Annotated in this window: 13 protein-coding genes and 3 tRNA genes; 6 read left to right on the top strand and 10 right to left on the bottom strand. The window is 65.5% G+C overall.

Annotation, left to right across the window (positions count from 1 at the left end; genetic code table 11):
* From AAFN88_RS16920 to AAFN88_RS16930, 3 genes are all read right to left on the bottom strand, one after another.
* On the bottom strand, positions 1–567 hold a 567-nt coding region (locus AAFN88_RS16920), incomplete at its 3' end, for a GTP-binding protein (RefSeq protein ID WP_347521698.1).
* Between the two features lie 93 nt (positions 568–660).
* Positions 661–734 (bottom strand) — tRNA-Gly (locus AAFN88_RS16925).
* 54 nt (positions 735–788) lie between these two features.
* Positions 789–873, bottom strand: a tRNA-Tyr gene (locus AAFN88_RS16930).
* A 397-nt stretch (positions 874–1270) separates the two neighbouring features.
* On the opposite strand from AAFN88_RS16930, the gene AAFN88_RS16935 reads away from it, so the two are divergent.
* From AAFN88_RS16935 to AAFN88_RS16955, 5 genes are all read left to right on the top strand, one after another.
* Positions 1271–1957: an RNA methyltransferase gene (locus AAFN88_RS16935; protein WP_347521699.1), complete on the top strand. Its 687-nt coding sequence runs from the start codon at positions 1271–1273 to the stop codon at positions 1955–1957.
* Between the two features lie 201 nt (positions 1958–2158).
* On the top strand, positions 2159–3508 hold the full coding sequence (locus AAFN88_RS16940; RefSeq protein ID WP_347521700.1) for a glutamine synthetase family protein: 1350 nt from the start codon (positions 2159–2161) through the stop codon (positions 3506–3508).
* Positions 3509–3684: 176 nt separating this feature from the next.
* A complete protein-coding gene (locus tag AAFN88_RS16945; RefSeq protein WP_347521702.1) occupies positions 3685–5079 on the top strand; it encodes an aspartate aminotransferase family protein in 1395 nt (464 codons plus the stop codon).
* A gap of 153 nt (positions 5080–5232) precedes the next feature.
* Positions 5233–6111: an N-carbamoylputrescine amidase gene (gene aguB / locus AAFN88_RS16950; RefSeq protein WP_347521703.1), complete on the top strand. Its 879-nt coding sequence runs from the start codon at positions 5233–5235 to the stop codon at positions 6109–6111.
* Complete coding sequence (locus AAFN88_RS16955; protein WP_347521704.1) at positions 6108–6560, top strand: GNAT family N-acetyltransferase; 453 nt, start codon at positions 6108–6110, stop codon at positions 6558–6560. The genes aguB and AAFN88_RS16955 overlap by 4 nt, the downstream gene beginning before the upstream one ends.
* A 68-nt stretch (positions 6561–6628) precedes the next feature.
* On the opposite strand, the gene AAFN88_RS16960 is transcribed toward AAFN88_RS16955, so the two are convergent.
* Positions 6629–6805 (bottom strand): hypothetical protein, encoded by a 177-nt coding sequence (locus AAFN88_RS16960; RefSeq protein WP_347521706.1) that lies wholly within the window; start codon positions 6803–6805, stop codon positions 6629–6631.
* 254 nt (positions 6806–7059) lie between these two features.
* Entirely contained in the window at positions 7060–8559 is a 1500-nt protein-coding gene (locus tag AAFN88_RS16965; protein ID WP_347521707.1) for an aldehyde dehydrogenase, read from the bottom strand.
* 214 nt (positions 8560–8773) lie between these two features.
* Here AAFN88_RS16965 and AAFN88_RS16970 point away from each other — a divergent pair.
* Positions 8774–8849: transfer RNA gene (locus tag AAFN88_RS16970), tRNA-Thr, on the top strand.
* Between the two features lie 166 nt (positions 8850–9015).
* On the opposite strand, the gene AAFN88_RS16975 is transcribed toward AAFN88_RS16970, so the two are convergent.
* The 5 genes from AAFN88_RS16975 to AAFN88_RS16995 all read right to left on the bottom strand — a co-directional run bounded on the left by AAFN88_RS16975 (position 9016) and on the right by AAFN88_RS16995 (position 15254).
* Positions 9016–9837, bottom strand: coding sequence for a M55 family metallopeptidase (locus AAFN88_RS16975; protein ID WP_347521708.1), 822 nt, complete (start codon positions 9835–9837; stop codon positions 9016–9018).
* Between the two features lie 80 nt (positions 9838–9917).
* Positions 9918–11090: a cystathionine beta-lyase gene (metC, locus tag AAFN88_RS16980; protein ID WP_347521710.1), complete on the bottom strand. Its 1173-nt coding sequence runs from the start codon at positions 11088–11090 to the stop codon at positions 9918–9920.
* Positions 11091–11116: 26 nt separating this feature from the next.
* A complete protein-coding gene (locus AAFN88_RS16985; RefSeq protein ID WP_347522765.1) occupies positions 11117–11863 on the bottom strand; it encodes an amino acid ABC transporter ATP-binding protein in 747 nt (248 codons plus the stop codon).
* Positions 11864–11905: 42 nt separating this feature from the next.
* The gene (locus AAFN88_RS16990) at positions 11906–14209 is read right to left on the bottom strand and encodes an ABC transporter permease subunit (protein ID WP_347521711.1); all 2304 of its coding nucleotides are present in this window, start codon (positions 14207–14209) and stop codon (positions 11906–11908) included.
* 91 nt (positions 14210–14300) lie between these two features.
* Positions 14301–15254, bottom strand: coding sequence for an amino acid ABC transporter substrate-binding protein (locus AAFN88_RS16995; RefSeq protein ID WP_347521712.1), 954 nt, complete (start codon positions 15252–15254; stop codon positions 14301–14303).
* Positions 15255–15413: the final 159 nt, after the last annotated feature.

The following is a 15413-nucleotide window of genomic DNA, read 5'->3' on the forward strand; positions in this document are numbered from 1 at the left end:
CTGCTTGCCGATCTCGTCGTTGGTGCCCTCCAGCGCCGCCAGCGCAGAACCCTTCACAATCGGAATGTCGTCGCCCGGGAAGTCGTAGGACGACAAAAGCTCGCGGATCTCCAGCTCAACCAGCTCCAGAAGCTCCTCGTCGTCGACCTGGTCCACCTTGTTCATGTAGACCACAATCGCCGGAACGCCAACCTGGCGCGCCAGCAGAATGTGCTCGCGCGTCTGCGGCATCGGGCCGTCGGCCGCCGAAACCACCAGGATCGCACCGTCCATCTGCGCCGCGCCCGTGATCATGTTCTTCACGTAGTCGGCGTGACCCGGGCAGTCCACGTGCGCGTAGTGGCGCTTCTCCGTCTCGTACTCAACGTGCGCCGTCGAGATCGTGATCCCCCGCGCCTTCTCTTCAGGCGCCTTGTCGATCTGGTCGTAGGCCGAGAACGTCGCTCCGCCCGACTCCGCCAAGACCTTCGTAATCGCCGCCGTCAGCGTCGTCTTACCGTGGTCGACGTGCCCAATCGTCCCAATGTTGCAGTGCGGCTTCGTCCGCTCAAACTTTTCCTTGGCCATTACCTTATCGTTCCTGTCGTCAGTCTCAGGCGCGCTCTAATCCTGCGTTGCGACCCCAAACGGGCCGGGTTCGGCGCCGGACCCGCTCGCGAATGGAGCGGGTGGCGGGAATCGAACCCGCGTAGCCAGCTTGGAAGGCTGGAGCTCTACCACTGAGCTACACCCGCACGCTCCCATCCCCTCCGCCGATTGGCGATGACCGCGCCCCGGCGAGGGGCGGATGGTGGAGGGGGTTGGATTCGAACCAACGTAGGCATAGCCAACGGGTTTACAGCCCGTCCCCTTTAGCCACTCGGGCACCCCTCCAGCCGACGCAACCGGCGGTGCGATGGAGTTGCGAAATATGTTGATTTAATTCAGCCTGTCAACTTCTAAACATGCCGACGGCGCCCCATTCGACCGAATCACCCCGGCGGCCGAGAGGAACGCAGATGGAACCCTTTCGCTCTGACCCCGCATACTAGGTCCCGATATGACGAAACGCAAGGATAAGTCAGGCCGCCGCCCGGCCAGAGGTGGCGGAAAGCCTGGCTTCCCGCCGTCCGGCGGCGACGGCCGGCCCGGCAAGGGCGCCCGCCGCACACCCCGCGGAACCGGCCGCGCCCCCGCCCGCCCCGGCGGCGCCCAACCGCTTTGGCTGTTCGGCGTCCACGCCGTCCTGGCCGCCCTGGGCAACCCGAATCGGCGTCCGGAGCGCCTGCTCATGACCGCGGAAGCCGCCCAAACCTGGGGCGCGCGGCTGCGCGAGGTGCGCGCCCCCCGGCACGCCGGCCTCGCCAGCGAGACCCTGGCCCGCCGCGAGATCGACGATCTGCTGCCCGAGGGCGCCGTCCACCAGGGCCTCGCCCTGCGCACGGCGCCGCTGGACCAGCCGGCCCTGGAGGACGTGCTGGCCCCGGGCTTCCCGCCTGGGGCCGAAAACGGCGCAAATCCGCCCCCCCGCCGTGTCATCGTGCTGCTGGACCAGGTCACCGACCCCCATAACGTAGGGGCGGTCCTGCGCTCGGCCGCCGCCTTCGGCGCTTTGGCGGTGGTCTCCTTGGACAAGGGCGCACCGGAGGAGAGCGGCACCCTCGCCAAATCCGCCTCCGGGGCACTCGAGGCGGTCCCCTACATAAGCGTGGTCAACCTGGCGCGCAGCCTGGATCTGCTGAAGGCCGCCGGCTTCTGGTGCCTGGGCTTGGCCGGCGAGGCCGGGCAGACCCTCGCCGAAAGCCGTCCCGGCGAGGCCATCGCCCTGGTTCTCGGCGCCGAGGGCCCCGGCCTCCGGCGGTTGACGCGGGAGCGCTGCGACCTGCTGGTCAAGCTGCCGACCCGCCCGCCCATCGACTCCTTGAACGTCTCCAACGCCGCCGCTGTGGCGCTCTACGAGCTGCTGGGGCGCGGCTGAATTCCCCTTTATCCGCGGATTTCACCGCATCACGCCAGCTTGCCAGCCGCTCGCGGACCATGCTAGCGGTTGGCGCTGGATATCTCACCATCTTGCGGATCGCTTGGGTATCGAGCGCAACATGATGAGATATCCGGCCCCGACAATCGGCGCGGCGGGGATGCCGGACCCGGCCCCCGCGCACCCAATCCGCAGGAAAACATGCAATCCATTGAAGACTTTATCAAAGAACGCCGGATCGACGAGGTCGAGTGCCTGGTGCCGGACATGGCAGGCGTGGCCCGCGGCAAGATCCTGCCGGCCCACAAATTCCTCGCCGGTATGCGCAACGAAGGCCTGCGCATTCCCGAAGACGTCTTCATCCAGACGGTCAACGGCGATTACCCCGATGATTCCGCGGGCGTGACCAGCGCCTCGACCCGCGACGTCTACATGGTCCCGGACCCCGAAACCATCCGCATCGTACCCTGGTACGACGAGCCGACGGCGCAGGTCATCTGCGACGCGCACCATTTCAGCGACAGCGGCGAGGTGGAAATCGCCGCACGCCACATTCTGAAGCGCGTCCTGGCGCTCTACGAGGAAGAGGGTTGGAAACCCATCGTCGCGCCGGAGCTGGAGTTCTTCCTGGTCGACGTGAACACCGATCCGGATTACCCCCTGATACCGCCGATCGGCCGTTCGGGCCGCCGCGAGACCAGCCGTCAGGCCTATGGCGTCGACGCGGTCAACGAATTCGACCCGATCTTCGAGGAGGTTTACGACTTCTGCGAGGCCCAGGGCATCGACATCGACACCCTAACCCACGAGGGCGGTGCGGCGCAGATGGAGATGAACTTCAACCACGGCGACCCGCTGCTGCTGGCAGACCAGGCCTTCCTTTTCAAGCGCACGGTGCGCGAGGCGGCCATGCGCCACAAGGTCTACGCCACCTTCATGGCCAAACCCATGCAGGGCCAGCCGGGCAGTTCCATGCACGTGCACCAGAGCATCCTGGACGCCAAGACCGGCCGGAACCTCTTTGCCACCCGCACCGGCAAGGACACCGCCCTGTTCCGCGCCCACATCGCCGGCCTGCAGCGCTACCTGCCGACAGTCATGCCGCTGCTGGCCCCCAACGTGAACAGCTACCGCCGCCTGATGCCGGACTACGACGCTCCCATCAACACCCATTGGGGCTACGACAACCGCACCGTCGGCCTGCGCGTACCCTATTCGGAACCCGCCGCCCGCCGCGTCGAGAACCGTCTGGCCGGCGCCGACGCCAATCCCTACCTGGCCATCGCCGGCTCGCTGGCCTGCGGCTACCTGGGCATGAAGGAGAAGCTGAAGCCGCGCAAACCGATCGAGGGCAGCGCCTACCGCCTGGCCCGCACCCTGCCGCGCACGCTCTACGACGCCTTGGAGCGCTTCAACGGCACCCGCGCCCTGAAGCCGGTCTTCGGATCCATCTTCATCGATGCGGTGACCATGGTGAAAGGCGAGGAGCTGGACGCCTACCAGCAGGTCATCTCGTCTTGGGAGCGCGAGCATCTTCTGCTAAACGTATAGCCGTGATGCTGCGTATTCTTTCAGATACCGCCTTTGCCGCCGCCCGGCGCGGCGACGTGTCGCTGCGTTCGCGCCGCATGGAGCTCATGCTGAACTGCGCTCGGATCGGCTACAATCCCTAGAGCCGGGAAGGAACGTCTTCCCTTTCCGGTTTCCCCAAGACAAGGATTGTCGTCATGAACAGCGCCCCTCTGAAGGATCAGGCCCGCAATTCCACCACCGTGTGGCGCGCCGCCGATACCGCCCACCATCTGCACCCTTTCACCGACTTCCGCGGTCTGGCGGAAGAAGGCGGCAGCCGCATCATCACCAAGGCCGAGGGCGTCTGGCTGGAGGATTCCGAAGGTGAGAAGATCATCGACGGCATGGCCGGCCTGTGGTGCGTCAACGTCGGCTACGGGCGCGAGCGCCTGGCGAAGGCCGCCTACGACCAGATGGTCGAGCTGCCGTACTACAACACCTTCTTCAAGACCGCGACGCCGGCCTCCATCGAGCTGTCCGAAAAGCTGGCGGCGCTGACGCCGGCCGGGCTCGACAAGATCTTCTACGCCTCCTCCGGTTCCGAGGCCAACGACACCATCGCCCGCATCGTGCGACGCTTCTGGCGCCTGCAAGGCCAGCCGGAGCGCACCAACATCATCAGCCGCGTCAACGGCTACCACGGCTCGACCATGGCCTCGGCCAGCCTGGGCGGCATGAAGCCGATGCACCAGCTCGACGGCCTGCCGCTGCCGGGTTTCCACCACGTGCGCCAGCCCTACTACTACGGCGAGGGCGGCAAGATGAGCGAGGAGGAGTTCGGCAAGGTCGCCGCCCTGGCGATCGAGGAGAAGATCCTGGAGCTGGGCCCCGAGACCGTGGCCGCCTTCATCGGCGAACCCGTCCAGGGCGCCGGCGGCGTCATCATTCCGCCGGCCAGCTATTGGCCGGAAGTACAGAAGATCTGCAGGCAGTACGACATCCTGCTGATCGCCGACGAAGTTATCTGCGGCTTTGGGCGCACCGGCCAGTGGTTCGGCAGCGACACTTTCGACATCAAGCCGGATATCATGCCGATGGCCAAGGGGCTGACGTCCGGCTACCTGCCACTCTCCGCCATCGCGCTCGGCGAGCGTGTGGTCGACGTGTTGTGGGAAAAGGGCGGCGAGTTCGCGCACGGCTTCACCTACTCCGGTCACCCCGTGGCCTGCGCGGTGGCGCTGGAGAACATCGCGATCATCGAGGAAGAGAACCTGGTTCAGAAGGTGCGTGAGGATAGCGGTCCCTACCTGCAGCAGCGCCTCGCCACCCTGGCCGACCATCCCTTGGTCGGCGAGGTCCGCGGCATCGGCCTGCTGGGCGCCGTCGAGCTGGCCTCCGACAAGCAGACCCGCGGGCGCTTCTCGCCGGAAGGCCGCGCCGGCACCATCTGCCGCGATCACTGCGTGAAGCAGAACGTGGTCAGCCGCGCGGTGCGCGACACCATGGTGGTCTCACCGCCGCTGATCATCACCCACGCGGAGATCGACGAACTGGTCAGCCGGCTGGGCAAGGCCATCGATCTCGCCGCCAAGGACTTGGGTGTGAATTGAGGGCGCTATCGACCTCGTGGTTCGAGATGCTCGCTACTGCTCGCTCCTCGGCATGAGGTCAATTAGTCTGACTCTCCCCTCACCCTGAGTAGCACCGCAGAGCGGCGCATCTCGAAGGGCGGGGCGAGACGGCACAGAAGAAAGGGCGTTTCGATGCGCGAGGTCACCGTTGCCGCCACGCAAATGGCCTGTAGCTGGGACCGCGAGGCCAACCTCGCCGGGGCCGAGGCCCTGGTGCGGGAAGCCGCCGGCCAGGGCGCGCAGGTGGTGTTGATCCAGGAACTCTTCGAAACGCCCTACTTCTGCCAGGACCAGAAGCGCGAGTACTTCGCCCTCGCCCAACCGGTTGCGGGCAATCCGCTCCTGGCGCGCATGTCGGCCCTGGCCGCGGAGTTGGACGTCGTCTTGCCGGTCAGCTTCTTCGAGCGCGCCAACAGCGCGCACTACAACTCGCTGGCCATGATCGACGCCGACGGCAAGATGCTGGGCGTCTACCGCAAGTCGCACATTCCCGACGGGCCGGGCTATCAGGAGAAGTTCTACTTCAATCCTGGCGACACCGGGTTCCGGGTCTGGAAGACGCGCTACGGCACCCTGGGCAGCGGCATCTGCTGGGACCAGTGGTTTCCCGAGTGTGCGCGCGCTATGGCGCTGATGGGGGCCGAAATCCTGTTCTATCCCACGGCCATCGGCAGCGAGCCGCAGGACGCGACCCTGAATTCCCGCGAACACTGGCAGCGCACCATGCAGGGCCATGCCGCGGCCAACATGGTGCCGCTGGTCGCCTCGAACCGCATCGGGCGCGAGGAGGGCGAACACGCCTCCCTCACCTTCTACGGCAGCTCCTTCATCGCCGGGCCCACGGGCGCCAAGGTGGCCGAGGCCAACCGGACCGACCGCGCGGTGATCACCGCCAGCTTCGATCTCGACGCCGTCGCCGAGCAGCGCGCCTCCTGGGGCCTGTTCCGCGACCGCCGCCCCGACCTCTACGGCCCGCTGCTGACGGCCGACGGCGGCAGGCCCGGGCAATGACGCCGAAAGGGATCCGCCCGGCCGTCCCCGCCGACACGGCGCGCGTCACCGCAATCGTCGACGCCGCCTACCGCCCTTACCTGCAGCGCATGAGCCGCAACCCGGCACCGCTGGACGATGACTACGGCGCCCGCATCGCCGAGGGGCTGACCTATGTGCTGGAAGAGGACGGCGAAATTCTCGGCGTCCTGGTCCTGGAAACTCACGCCGGCCACCTGCTGCTCGACAACATCGCCGTCGACCCGGCCCATCACGGCCGCGGCCTCGGCAAGCGGCTGCTGGCCTTCACCGAGGCGGAGGCGCGCCGGCGCGGCTACGGCACCGTGGAACTCTTCACCAATGAAGTGATGGTCGAGAACATCGCGCTGTACCGGCGCCTCGGCTACCAGGAGACCGGGCGCAGGCACGACCGCGGCTACGACCGCGTCTACTTCCGCAAGGCGCTGTAGCGCCCCGGGCGCAAGGCGCTGTAGCGCCCCGGGCGCAAGGCGCTGTAGCGCCCCGGGACGAGAGTGCCTCAGTCGAAGTCGCGGCCCTCGACGAGGACCAGGCGGCCGCTCGGATCGACGTCGAGGCCCAGGTCGTCGCCGCCGCGCGACAGCAGGTCGTCGACCTTGAGAAAGCGGTCGCGAGAGAGCCCCGAAGAGCCGCTCGGACCCAAGCCGAAAAGCGCGCTGAGTTCGGAAGGTGTCATGCCCATCTGCCCATCACTATCTCAGGCAACCTTTTGCCTATGGTTGAACTATCCTCCCTTGTTCAATCTAGATTAGCGCGAACCTACCTTTGCGCGAAAGTGGTATTGCTGGGGCATCAGCGGGGCAGAAGATGGGCAATCCCTTGTATTTCTTGGGTATTTCTTCCTTCAGCGGCGGCGCCCAGCCCAGAAAGCGAGACGGCGGGGCCTCCTTCGAGACCCCGCCGTCCTCCGGCGTTCAATGAGGTGCGGGTCTAGCTGAGATCGATCCACACGGTCTTCAGTTCGGTGTACTTCTCCATCGCGTGCAGCGACTTGTCGCGGCCGAAGCCGGACTGCTTGAAGCCGCCGAAGGGCGTGGTGATGTCGCCGGCGTCGAAGCAGTTGATCCACACGCTGCCGGCGCGCAACGCCTTGGCCGCCCGGTGCGCCTTTTTGATGTCGCTGGTCCACACCGCCGCGGCCAGGCCGTAGATGGTGTCGTTGCCGATCTTGATGGCCTCCTCGGCGTCGCCGAAGGTGATGGTCGAGAGCACCGGACCGAAGATCTCCTCCTGCGCGATGGTCATGTCGTTCTTCACGCCGTCGAAGACCGTCGGCTCGATGTAGTAGCCGCCGCTGTCCGACAGGATGCGCTTGCCGCCCAGCTTCACCTCGGCGCCTTCCGCCTGGCCCTTCTCGATGTAGCCGAGAACGCGCTCCATTTGAGTGGAGTCGACCATGGCGCCCATCTGCGTTGCCGGGTCCAGGGGATCGCCGACGCGCAGGGTCTTGGCGACCTGCATCACCTTCTCAACGACCTGATCCTTGATCTTGTCCTCGACCAGCAAGCGGGAGCCGGCGTTGCAGACCTCGCCCTGGTTGAAGAAGATGCCCCAGGCGGCGGCGGTGGCCGCAGCGTCCAGGTCCGGCGCGTCGGCCATGATGATGTTCGGGGTCTTGCCGCCGCATTCCAGCGACACCCGCTTCATGTTGGACTCGCCGGCGTACTTCAGGAACAGCTTGCCGACCTCGCCGGAGCCGGTGAAAGCGACGGCGTCGACATCCATATGCCGGCCCAGCGCCTGGCCGGCGGTCTCGCCGAAGCCGGGCACCACGTTGAGGACGCCGTCGGGCAGGCCCGCCTCGCTGGCCAGCTCGGCGGCGCGGATCATCGTCAGCGGCGACTGCTCGGCCGGCTTGACGACCATGGAGTTGCCGGTGGCCAGCGCCGGGCCCAGCTTCCAGGCCGCCATCAGCAGCGGGAAGTTCCAGGGCACCACGGCGCCGATAACGCCCAGCGGCTCACGCACCAGCATGGCCACGGCATCGTCGCCGGTCGGCGCGATCTCGTCATAGACCTTGTCGGCGGCCTCGGCGTACCAGCGGATGCAGTTGATGACCGCGGGGATGTCGATGCGGCTGGAATCGCCGATCGGCTTGCCCATGTCGAGGGTCTCCAGCAGCGCCAGCTCGGTGGCGTGCTGCTCCAGCAGCCCGGCCCAGCGCAGCATTACCTTCTTGCGCCTGGCCGGCGCCAGGCGCGACCAGCGGCCGTCCTCGAAGGCGGCACGCGCCGCCTTGACGGCGCGGTCGACGTCTTCCCGGTCGCCGGCGGCGACCTGGGTCAGCACCTTGCCGTCGATCGGCGAGACGCAGTCGAAGGTCTTGCCGGAGGCCGCGTTGGCGAACCTGCCGTCGATGAAGCACTGGTTGCGGTAGGCCAGGCCCTGAGCCTGGGATTTCACGGATTCGATGGAAAGCGCGGCAGACATGTCGCTGATGCTCCCTGGAACGTCTGAGGTCTTGAGCTGCCGGCCTGTGACCGGCCTTTAGCTTGGACCTTAAGCCCGCCCCTCGTGGCATGGCAAGCATAGCAGGCGGCGCGCATGGCCGCCCCGCGAGCCAAGCATGGAGACGCTGTAGCGACCACAGCGGCGCGCTTGCGGGGGACGGCAAGCCGCCCTATCTTGAGCCCGCTCCTCACGGGCCGGCTTAGCTCAGTTGGTAGAGCACCTGATTTGTAATCAGGGGGTCGCGGGTTCGAATCCTGCAGCCGGCACCATTCCCCACGGCAAATGACCCGCCACCGGACGGCCGCACCCGGGCTGCCCTGGACTGGAGGGAATCCTCTCGGCCGGGGCGGATCGCCGGTTGCGAAGCCTTCCGAAGCGCCGGGGAAAGGCGTGTTTCGACGGCGCGGCCGGTCGGGGCCTGGCGGCGGAAGGGACTCAGGCCAGACTTTGCGACATGAGCGAAAGCGCCGAGAGGGTGCCGATGGCGTCGCCGTAGCTGGCAGCGGTGAACGTCGCCTCCAACGCCGACTTGCGCGAAACGGCTGGCAGGAGGCTGGCGGCGTCGGCGAAGATCTGGCGCGCGAACGTCACCGTCGTCTCGAGCGGCGGCCGGCAGGGAAGCAGCGGGACCTGCTGACCGGCTTCGGCCACCGCCGCCCGCACCTCGCGTTCGATCAGATCGCAGGCGGCGCTCGGCGCCAAAGTCTCGCAGGCATAGGCGTTGATGGCCTTCTTGACCTCGATCCGGCGCGCCTTGGGAAACTGCTCTTCGATCTCGCCCATGAGGCGGTCGTCACCGCTGACCGCCAGAAGCGGCACCCCGATCTCGGCGGCGTAACCCGCATAGAGCGTCGGCTCTCCGATCTGGAGGCCGTTCATTTCAATCCGGCTGAAAGCGAGTGAGCTGATGGTATGCGCCAAGACGCCCCGGTTGCCGGCCGCGGCGTGATAGCCGATCAGCACGACCCCCGCGTGATCTTCCCGCACGCCCTGGATCATCGCGAGCGGCCGTACCCGGCCCGCCACCGACCTTGCCCGGGAATCCAGCTCCGCGGCGATCATGTTGCGCATCGGACCATGCGAGTCGGCCACGGTCACTTCCGTCGCACCGCCGGCGAAGGCTCCCCGGATCGCCGCATTGGCCTCCTCGGTCATCAGCCTCCGCGCGGTCTCGTACTCCGGATTGCCGCGCTGTCCCTGCAAGGACTCGCACACACCGGCGACGCCCTCGATATCCACCGAAATCATGATCTTCATTGCACATCCTCTGGCTCGCAACGCTACCGCCCCGCCGGCCGGCAAGAGTCGGGCCGCGCCGGCGGGCTATCCTTTGACCATCATTTCCCGGCGGCTGACAAGCGCGCAAGTCCTTCGGCGATGTCTTCCTTCAGGTCTTCGGCGTCTTCCAGGCCCGCATGGATCCGCAGCAGCGGCCCCTCTTCATGCCAGGCCGTCGCAGTCCGGTAGTCCTTTGGATAGGCCGGAATCATGAGACTCTCGTATCCGCCCCAGCTGGCGCCGATGCCGAAGAAGCGCATACCTTCCACCATCGCCGCGACGGCGGCGGCGGAGGCCGGTTTCAACAGCACGCCGAAGAGACCGGAAGCCCCCGTGAAGTCGCGCTTCCACAGGGCATGCCCGGGATCCTCCGGCCAGGCCGGATAGAGAAGGCGGTCGACCTCCGGCCGCTCCGAGAGCCACGACACCAGCTCCTTTGCGGTCTTTTCATGCTGGCGCAGGCGCACGCCCATGGTGCGAAGGCCGCGCAAGGCCATGTAGCAGTCGTCGGGACTGACGCAGTTGCCGAACTGGCCAACGGTATCCTTGATTCGACGGAACAGACTCTCGTCCTTCACCGCCAGGTACCCCAGCATGATATCGGAATGGCCGGACACGTACTTGGTGGCAGCCTGAATCGAAACATCCACGCCGTGGTCGAGCGGCTTGAAGAACAGCGGAGAGGCCCAGGTGTTGTCGATGCCCGTGATCACGCCCCGGCGCGCGGCAACCGCCGCGATCGCCGGAACATCCTGGATCTCAAAGGTGTAGGACCCCGGCGACTCCAGGAAAATCAGCCTCGTCTTCGGGCCGATCAGCGCTTCGATTCCGGCCCCGACATGCGGGTCGTAGTAAGTCACGCCGATCCCGAACTCGGCCAGCAGCTGATCGCAGAAGGAGCGTGTCGTCTTGTAGATGCTGTCCGGCACCAGGACATGCTCGCCCGGCCGGACAAAGGTCATGAAGCACAGCGTGATCGCGGCCATGCCCGAGGAAACGACCACGGCGCGGCTTCCGTTCTCGATCTCTGCCAGCGCCTCCTCGAGCGCACGCGTGGTCGGGGTGCCGTAAGTGCCGTAGGAAAAGCCGTCGTAGCGCAGATCCTTGCGCCGGTCGAAGGCCTCCACCCGGTCGAACAACACCGTCGACGCCCGCCAAACCGGCGGATTGACGGCCTTGAAGCCGTCTGCGGACTCGCGCCCCCCTCGGGCAAGCTTGGTATCGTCACGCATATACTGTTGCCTCGTAAATGATATCGCTAGTGTTTGATCTGACTCAGGAATCTCTTGGTGCGCTCGCTGCGGGGCGCCGAGAAGAAGAGGTCCGGAGCGCTTTCTTCGACGATCTCCCCTTCATCCATGAAGATCATCCTGTCGGCCACCGAGCGGGCGAAGCCCATCTCGTGCGTCACGCAGAGCATGGTCATGCCTTCCTCCGCGAGTTCGGTCATCACTTCGAGCACTTCGTTGACCATCTCGGGATCGAGTGCGGAGGTCGGTTCGTCGAACAGCATGACCCGGGGGCTCATGCAGAGACTGCGGGCGATCGCGACCCTTTGCTGCTGACCACCGGAAAGCTGGCCCGGATACTTCTGCGCCTGTTCGGGAATCCGCACCCGCTCCAGGTAGTAGGCCGCGAGCTTCTCGGCATCCGCCCGCGGCATGCCCCGGACCCGCATGGGCGCGATGGTGCAGTTCTCCAGCACCGTCAGATGCGGGAAGAGATTAAACTGCTGAAAGACCATCCCGACTTCACGCCGCACCTGGTCAATGCTCTTGAGGTCCTCGCTGATCTCGATCCCGTCGACGACGATGCGGCCTTCCTGGTGCTTTTCCAATGCGTTGATGCAGCGGATCAGGGTCGACTTGCCGGAGCCCGAGGGCCCGCAGATGACGATCCGCTCTCCGCGATCCACGGACAGATCGATGTTCTTGAGGACGTTGAAGGTCCCAAACCACTTGTTCACGCCGGAAAGCTGGACGATCGGTTCCTCACCGTGCGGCATTCTATTGCTCAAGGTCTCGATTCCGTTTCATTGCCTGCCGCTTTAGCGGCGGAACTCTCTTTCAAGGTACTGGCTGTACTTCGACAGGAAGAAGCAGATGCAGAAGAAGATGAAGCCGCTGAAGAGATAGGCTTCCACGTAGAACGGCCGCCACGGAAGGTCGGTCAGCGCCGCTTTCGCCGCGTGCAGCAGATCGAAGAGGCCGATGATCAGGACCAGGGTCGTGTTCTTCACCTCGCTGATGAAGGTGTTGACCATCGCCGGAATGGTGATCCGCAGCACCTGCGGCAGAATGATGAACAGCGTCGTCTGCCAATACCCCATGCCGAGGCTTCGCGCGGCTTCGTACTGGCCGCGCGGGATGCTCTGCAAGCCGCCGCGAAGGACCTCGGCCATATAGGCGGCCGCGAAGAGGGTCAGCCCGACCTGCGCACGCAGGAGGTTGTCGATGGTCAGGGAGGGCGGCAGGAACAGCGGCAGCATGATCGCCGCCATGAAGAGGATGCTGATCAGCGGCACGCCACGGATAAGCTCGATATAGGCGATACAGAAGGCCTTGACGACCGGCAGCTCCGACCTTCTGCCCAGGGCGAGAAGGATGGACAGGGGAAAAGCGCAGACAATGGCGATGCTCGCCAGAAGCAGCGTGATGGGAAGCCCGCCCCAGAAGGAATTTTCGACGTAGCTGAGCCCCAGGACACCGCCCCACATGAGAACGCCGATGGCGGCCAGAACGGCGGCCCAAAAAGGAACCAGCCACTTGCTCCAGAACCGCCGGAGACAGGACAGGCCGATGGCGCAGCAGAAAAGGAGCACCGCGAGGAACGGGCGCCACTGTTCTTCGAAGGGATAGGTCCCGAAAAGGATGAAGCGGTGCTTCTCGACCACAAAGGCCCAGCACGCGCCCTCGGCCGCGCGGCAATCTTCCGGCCCGCCGACAACGACGCTGGAAAGGACCGCCCAATCGATCAGCGGAACGGCACAGAACACGACCAGCGCCGCGCCGAACACGGTCAGGAGGCTGTTGTACCAAGTGGAGAAGAGATTCGCGCGCGACCACGCGAGCAGGCCGCCGGGCGACAACAGATCGAAGGTTTCGGGCACCGGGAGGCTGCCGCCGGGATCGCTCTGGCTCAGTCCCTGCAGCGCGATCCGCTTGTTGTACCAGTTCATGAGCGCCGAAATGCCGAGGCTGAGGCTCAGATAGACGGACATGATGATGGCGATGCCTTCAATGGCCTGACCGGTCTGGTTGATCGCCGTGTTCGTAACGGACACCAGGTCGGGATAACCGATCGCCACGGCCAGCGAACTGTTCTTGACCGTGTTCAGGTACCAGCTCGTGGTCGGCGGCACGATGACCCGCAAGGCCTGCGGAAGAATGATCTGCGCCAGGATGCCAGGCGGCTTCATGCCGAGACTGGCGGCGGCTTCCCTTTGACCGCGCGGCACCGACTGAATCCCGGATCGGACGATCTCGGCGATATAGCCCGCCGTATAGACCGAGAGACCGAGCAGCAGCGCCAGGAACTCCGGCGTCACCTCCGCGCCGCCACGGTAGTTGAGCCCCTTGAGCACCGGGACCTCCAGGGCGGTCGGTGCGCCGCCGAGCAGCCAGCCGAGGAAGGCGATGAGGGCGAAGACCAGGCACCCCGACCAGAAGGCCGGAAAGCCGCGGCCCGTCCGCTCGCGGTGCGCCTTCAGACGACGGGCGGTGACGATCCCCGCAAGGCCGCCCAGCAGGACGCCCAGCATCACCCCCATATAGCCGGCGCTCCAGACCGGCACGGCGAAAAAAAGGCCGCGGTTGCTGATAAAGACGCCGGAAAGCGGGCTCCAGGCGTCCCTGTTCGTCGGGAGGGCCTCGGTGAGCAGCGCGTACCAAACGAAGAGCTGCAGAAGCAGCGGAACGTTGCGCACGCCTTCCACGTAGATGGAGGCCAGGCGCGCGACGATCCAGTTGCCCGAGAGCCTCGCGATTCCGATGAGGGTGCCCAGCACCGTGGAAATGACGATCGCCAGAACGGCGACCTTGCAGGTGTTCAGCAGACCGACAAGGATCGCCCGGATGTAGGGATCGCTCGCGGCGAACTCTATGACCGCTTCGCCGATGCTGAAGCCGGCCTGGTAGGAAAGAAAATCGAAACCGGTGTTGATGTTGCGGTTGCTGAGGTTGGTCAGCGTGTTGGAAAGCAGGTACCAGGCAACCGCGATGACCCCGGCGATAAGCAGGCTTTGAAAGAAGACCGCGCGGTAGCGTTCGCTGCGCCAGAGGCCGGAAAGACTGAGGTGCTTGGAGTCTTGACGGGGCGCGGCGCGCCTACCCGTCGGTGCCTTGGACAGCATCGTCACTCGCGGGAGTCATTGACATGTGGTTTCGGGAAGGGAGCGTCCGTCCGCCGGACGGCGAACGGACGCTCGGTCTTCGGCAGGCAGGTCAGCGGATCGGGAGGCCGTACATGAGCCCGCCGTCGCTCCAAAGGCGGTTCTGACCGCGCTCCAGGCCGATCGGCGTGAGGTGCCTGTCATACATCTCGCCGTAATTGCCGACGGCCGTAAGGACGCGCACGGCCCAGCCTTCGTCGAGGCCCAAGGCCTTGCCCGACCCGGGAATGGCTCCAAGCAGGCGCTTGACACTCGGGTTCTGGGACTCCTTCGCCATCTTCTCGGCGTTGGCCGCCGTGATGCCCATTTCTTCCGCGTTGATCAGCACGTTCAAGACCCACTTGCTGATGTCGAACCACTGGTCGTCGTCCGCCCGCACGGTCGGCCCCAGGGGCTCCTTGGCGATGCGGTCGGCCAGCACGACATAGTCGTCGGGATTGGGCGCATTGGAGACCCGCACCGAGGTCAGGGCCGAGGCATCGGTGGTGAGCGCATCGCAGCGCCCGGAGAAGAAGGCCGTATTGGCCTCGTCGGAGCCTTCGAAGACCACCGGCTTGAAGCTGAGACCGTTCATGCCGAAGTAGTCCGCGGTGTTCTGTTCCGCCGTCGTGCCGGTTTTCACGCAGATCGTGCCGCCATCCAGGCCCTTGGCAGAGTCGATGCCCAGATCCTTGCGCACCAGGAAGCTCTGGCCGTCGTAAAACATGACCCCGACGAAGTTGAGGCCCAAGGCCGAATCCCGCGACAGGGTCCAGGTGGTCGTGCGCGACAGAAGGTCCACCTCACCCGACTGCAGCACGGCAAAGCGCTGCTGGGAACTGACGGGCACGTACTTCACCTTGTCCGGATCCCCGAGGGTCGCCGCGGCAATCGCGCGGCAATAGTCGACGAAGAGCCCCTTCCATTTGCCCTGACTGTCCGGCACCGACATACCGGTAAGACCGGTGTGCACGGCACAACGGAGCTCGCCGCGCTCGCGGACGATATCCAATGTGGATTTCGCCATTGCGGATGTCATCGACACGGCAATAAAAGTTGTCGTCAGCGCGATTATTTTAAGTTTGCTCATGGGGCGTAGTTTTCCTCTTCTGATGAGACGACACATCGACGGATTTATTGAAACCCGGAGGCTCCATTTATTGTTTTGGCTTGCACTGATTGAGCC

The organism is Pelagibius sp. CAU 1746, from assembly GCF_039839785.1.
Lineage (GTDB): Bacteria > Pseudomonadota > Alphaproteobacteria > Kiloniellales > Kiloniellaceae > Pelagibius.

Excerpts from the sequence above, each read along its gene's own strand:
- AAFN88_RS16935 (WP_347521699.1), top strand. The coding sequence starts at position 1,271 with ATGACCGCGGAAGCCGCCCAAACCTGGGGCGCGCGGCTGCGCGAGGTG.
- AAFN88_RS16940 (WP_347521700.1), top strand. The coding sequence starts at position 2,159 with ATGCAATCCATTGAAGACTTTATCAAAGAACGCCGGATCGACGAGGTC.
- AAFN88_RS16945 (WP_347521702.1), top strand. The coding sequence starts at position 3,685 with ATGAACAGCGCCCCTCTGAAGGATCAGGCCCGCAATTCCACCACCGTG.
- aguB (WP_347521703.1), top strand. The coding sequence starts at position 5,233 with ATGCGCGAGGTCACCGTTGCCGCCACGCAAATGGCCTGTAGCTGGGAC.
- AAFN88_RS16955 (WP_347521704.1), top strand. The coding sequence starts at position 6,108 with ATGACGCCGAAAGGGATCCGCCCGGCCGTCCCCGCCGACACGGCGCGC.
- AAFN88_RS16960 (WP_347521706.1), bottom strand. The coding sequence starts at position 6,805 with ATGACACCTTCCGAACTCAGCGCGCTTTTCGGCTTGGGTCCGAGCGGC.
- AAFN88_RS16965 (WP_347521707.1), bottom strand. The coding sequence starts at position 8,559 with ATGTCTGCCGCGCTTTCCATCGAATCCGTGAAATCCCAGGCTCAGGGC.
- AAFN88_RS16975 (WP_347521708.1), bottom strand. The coding sequence starts at position 9,837 with ATGAAGATCATGATTTCGGTGGATATCGAGGGCGTCGCCGGTGTGTGC.
- metC (WP_347521710.1), bottom strand. The coding sequence starts at position 11,090 with ATGCGTGACGATACCAAGCTTGCCCGAGGGGGGCGCGAGTCCGCAGAC.
- AAFN88_RS16985 (WP_347522765.1), bottom strand. The coding sequence starts at position 11,863 with ATGCCGCACGGTGAGGAACCGATCGTCCAGCTTTCCGGCGTGAACAAG.
- AAFN88_RS16990 (WP_347521711.1), bottom strand. The coding sequence starts at position 14,209 with ATGCTGTCCAAGGCACCGACGGGTAGGCGCGCCGCGCCCCGTCAAGAC.
- AAFN88_RS16995 (WP_347521712.1), bottom strand. The coding sequence starts at position 15,254 with ATGGCGAAATCCACATTGGATATCGTCCGCGAGCGCGGCGAGCTCCGT.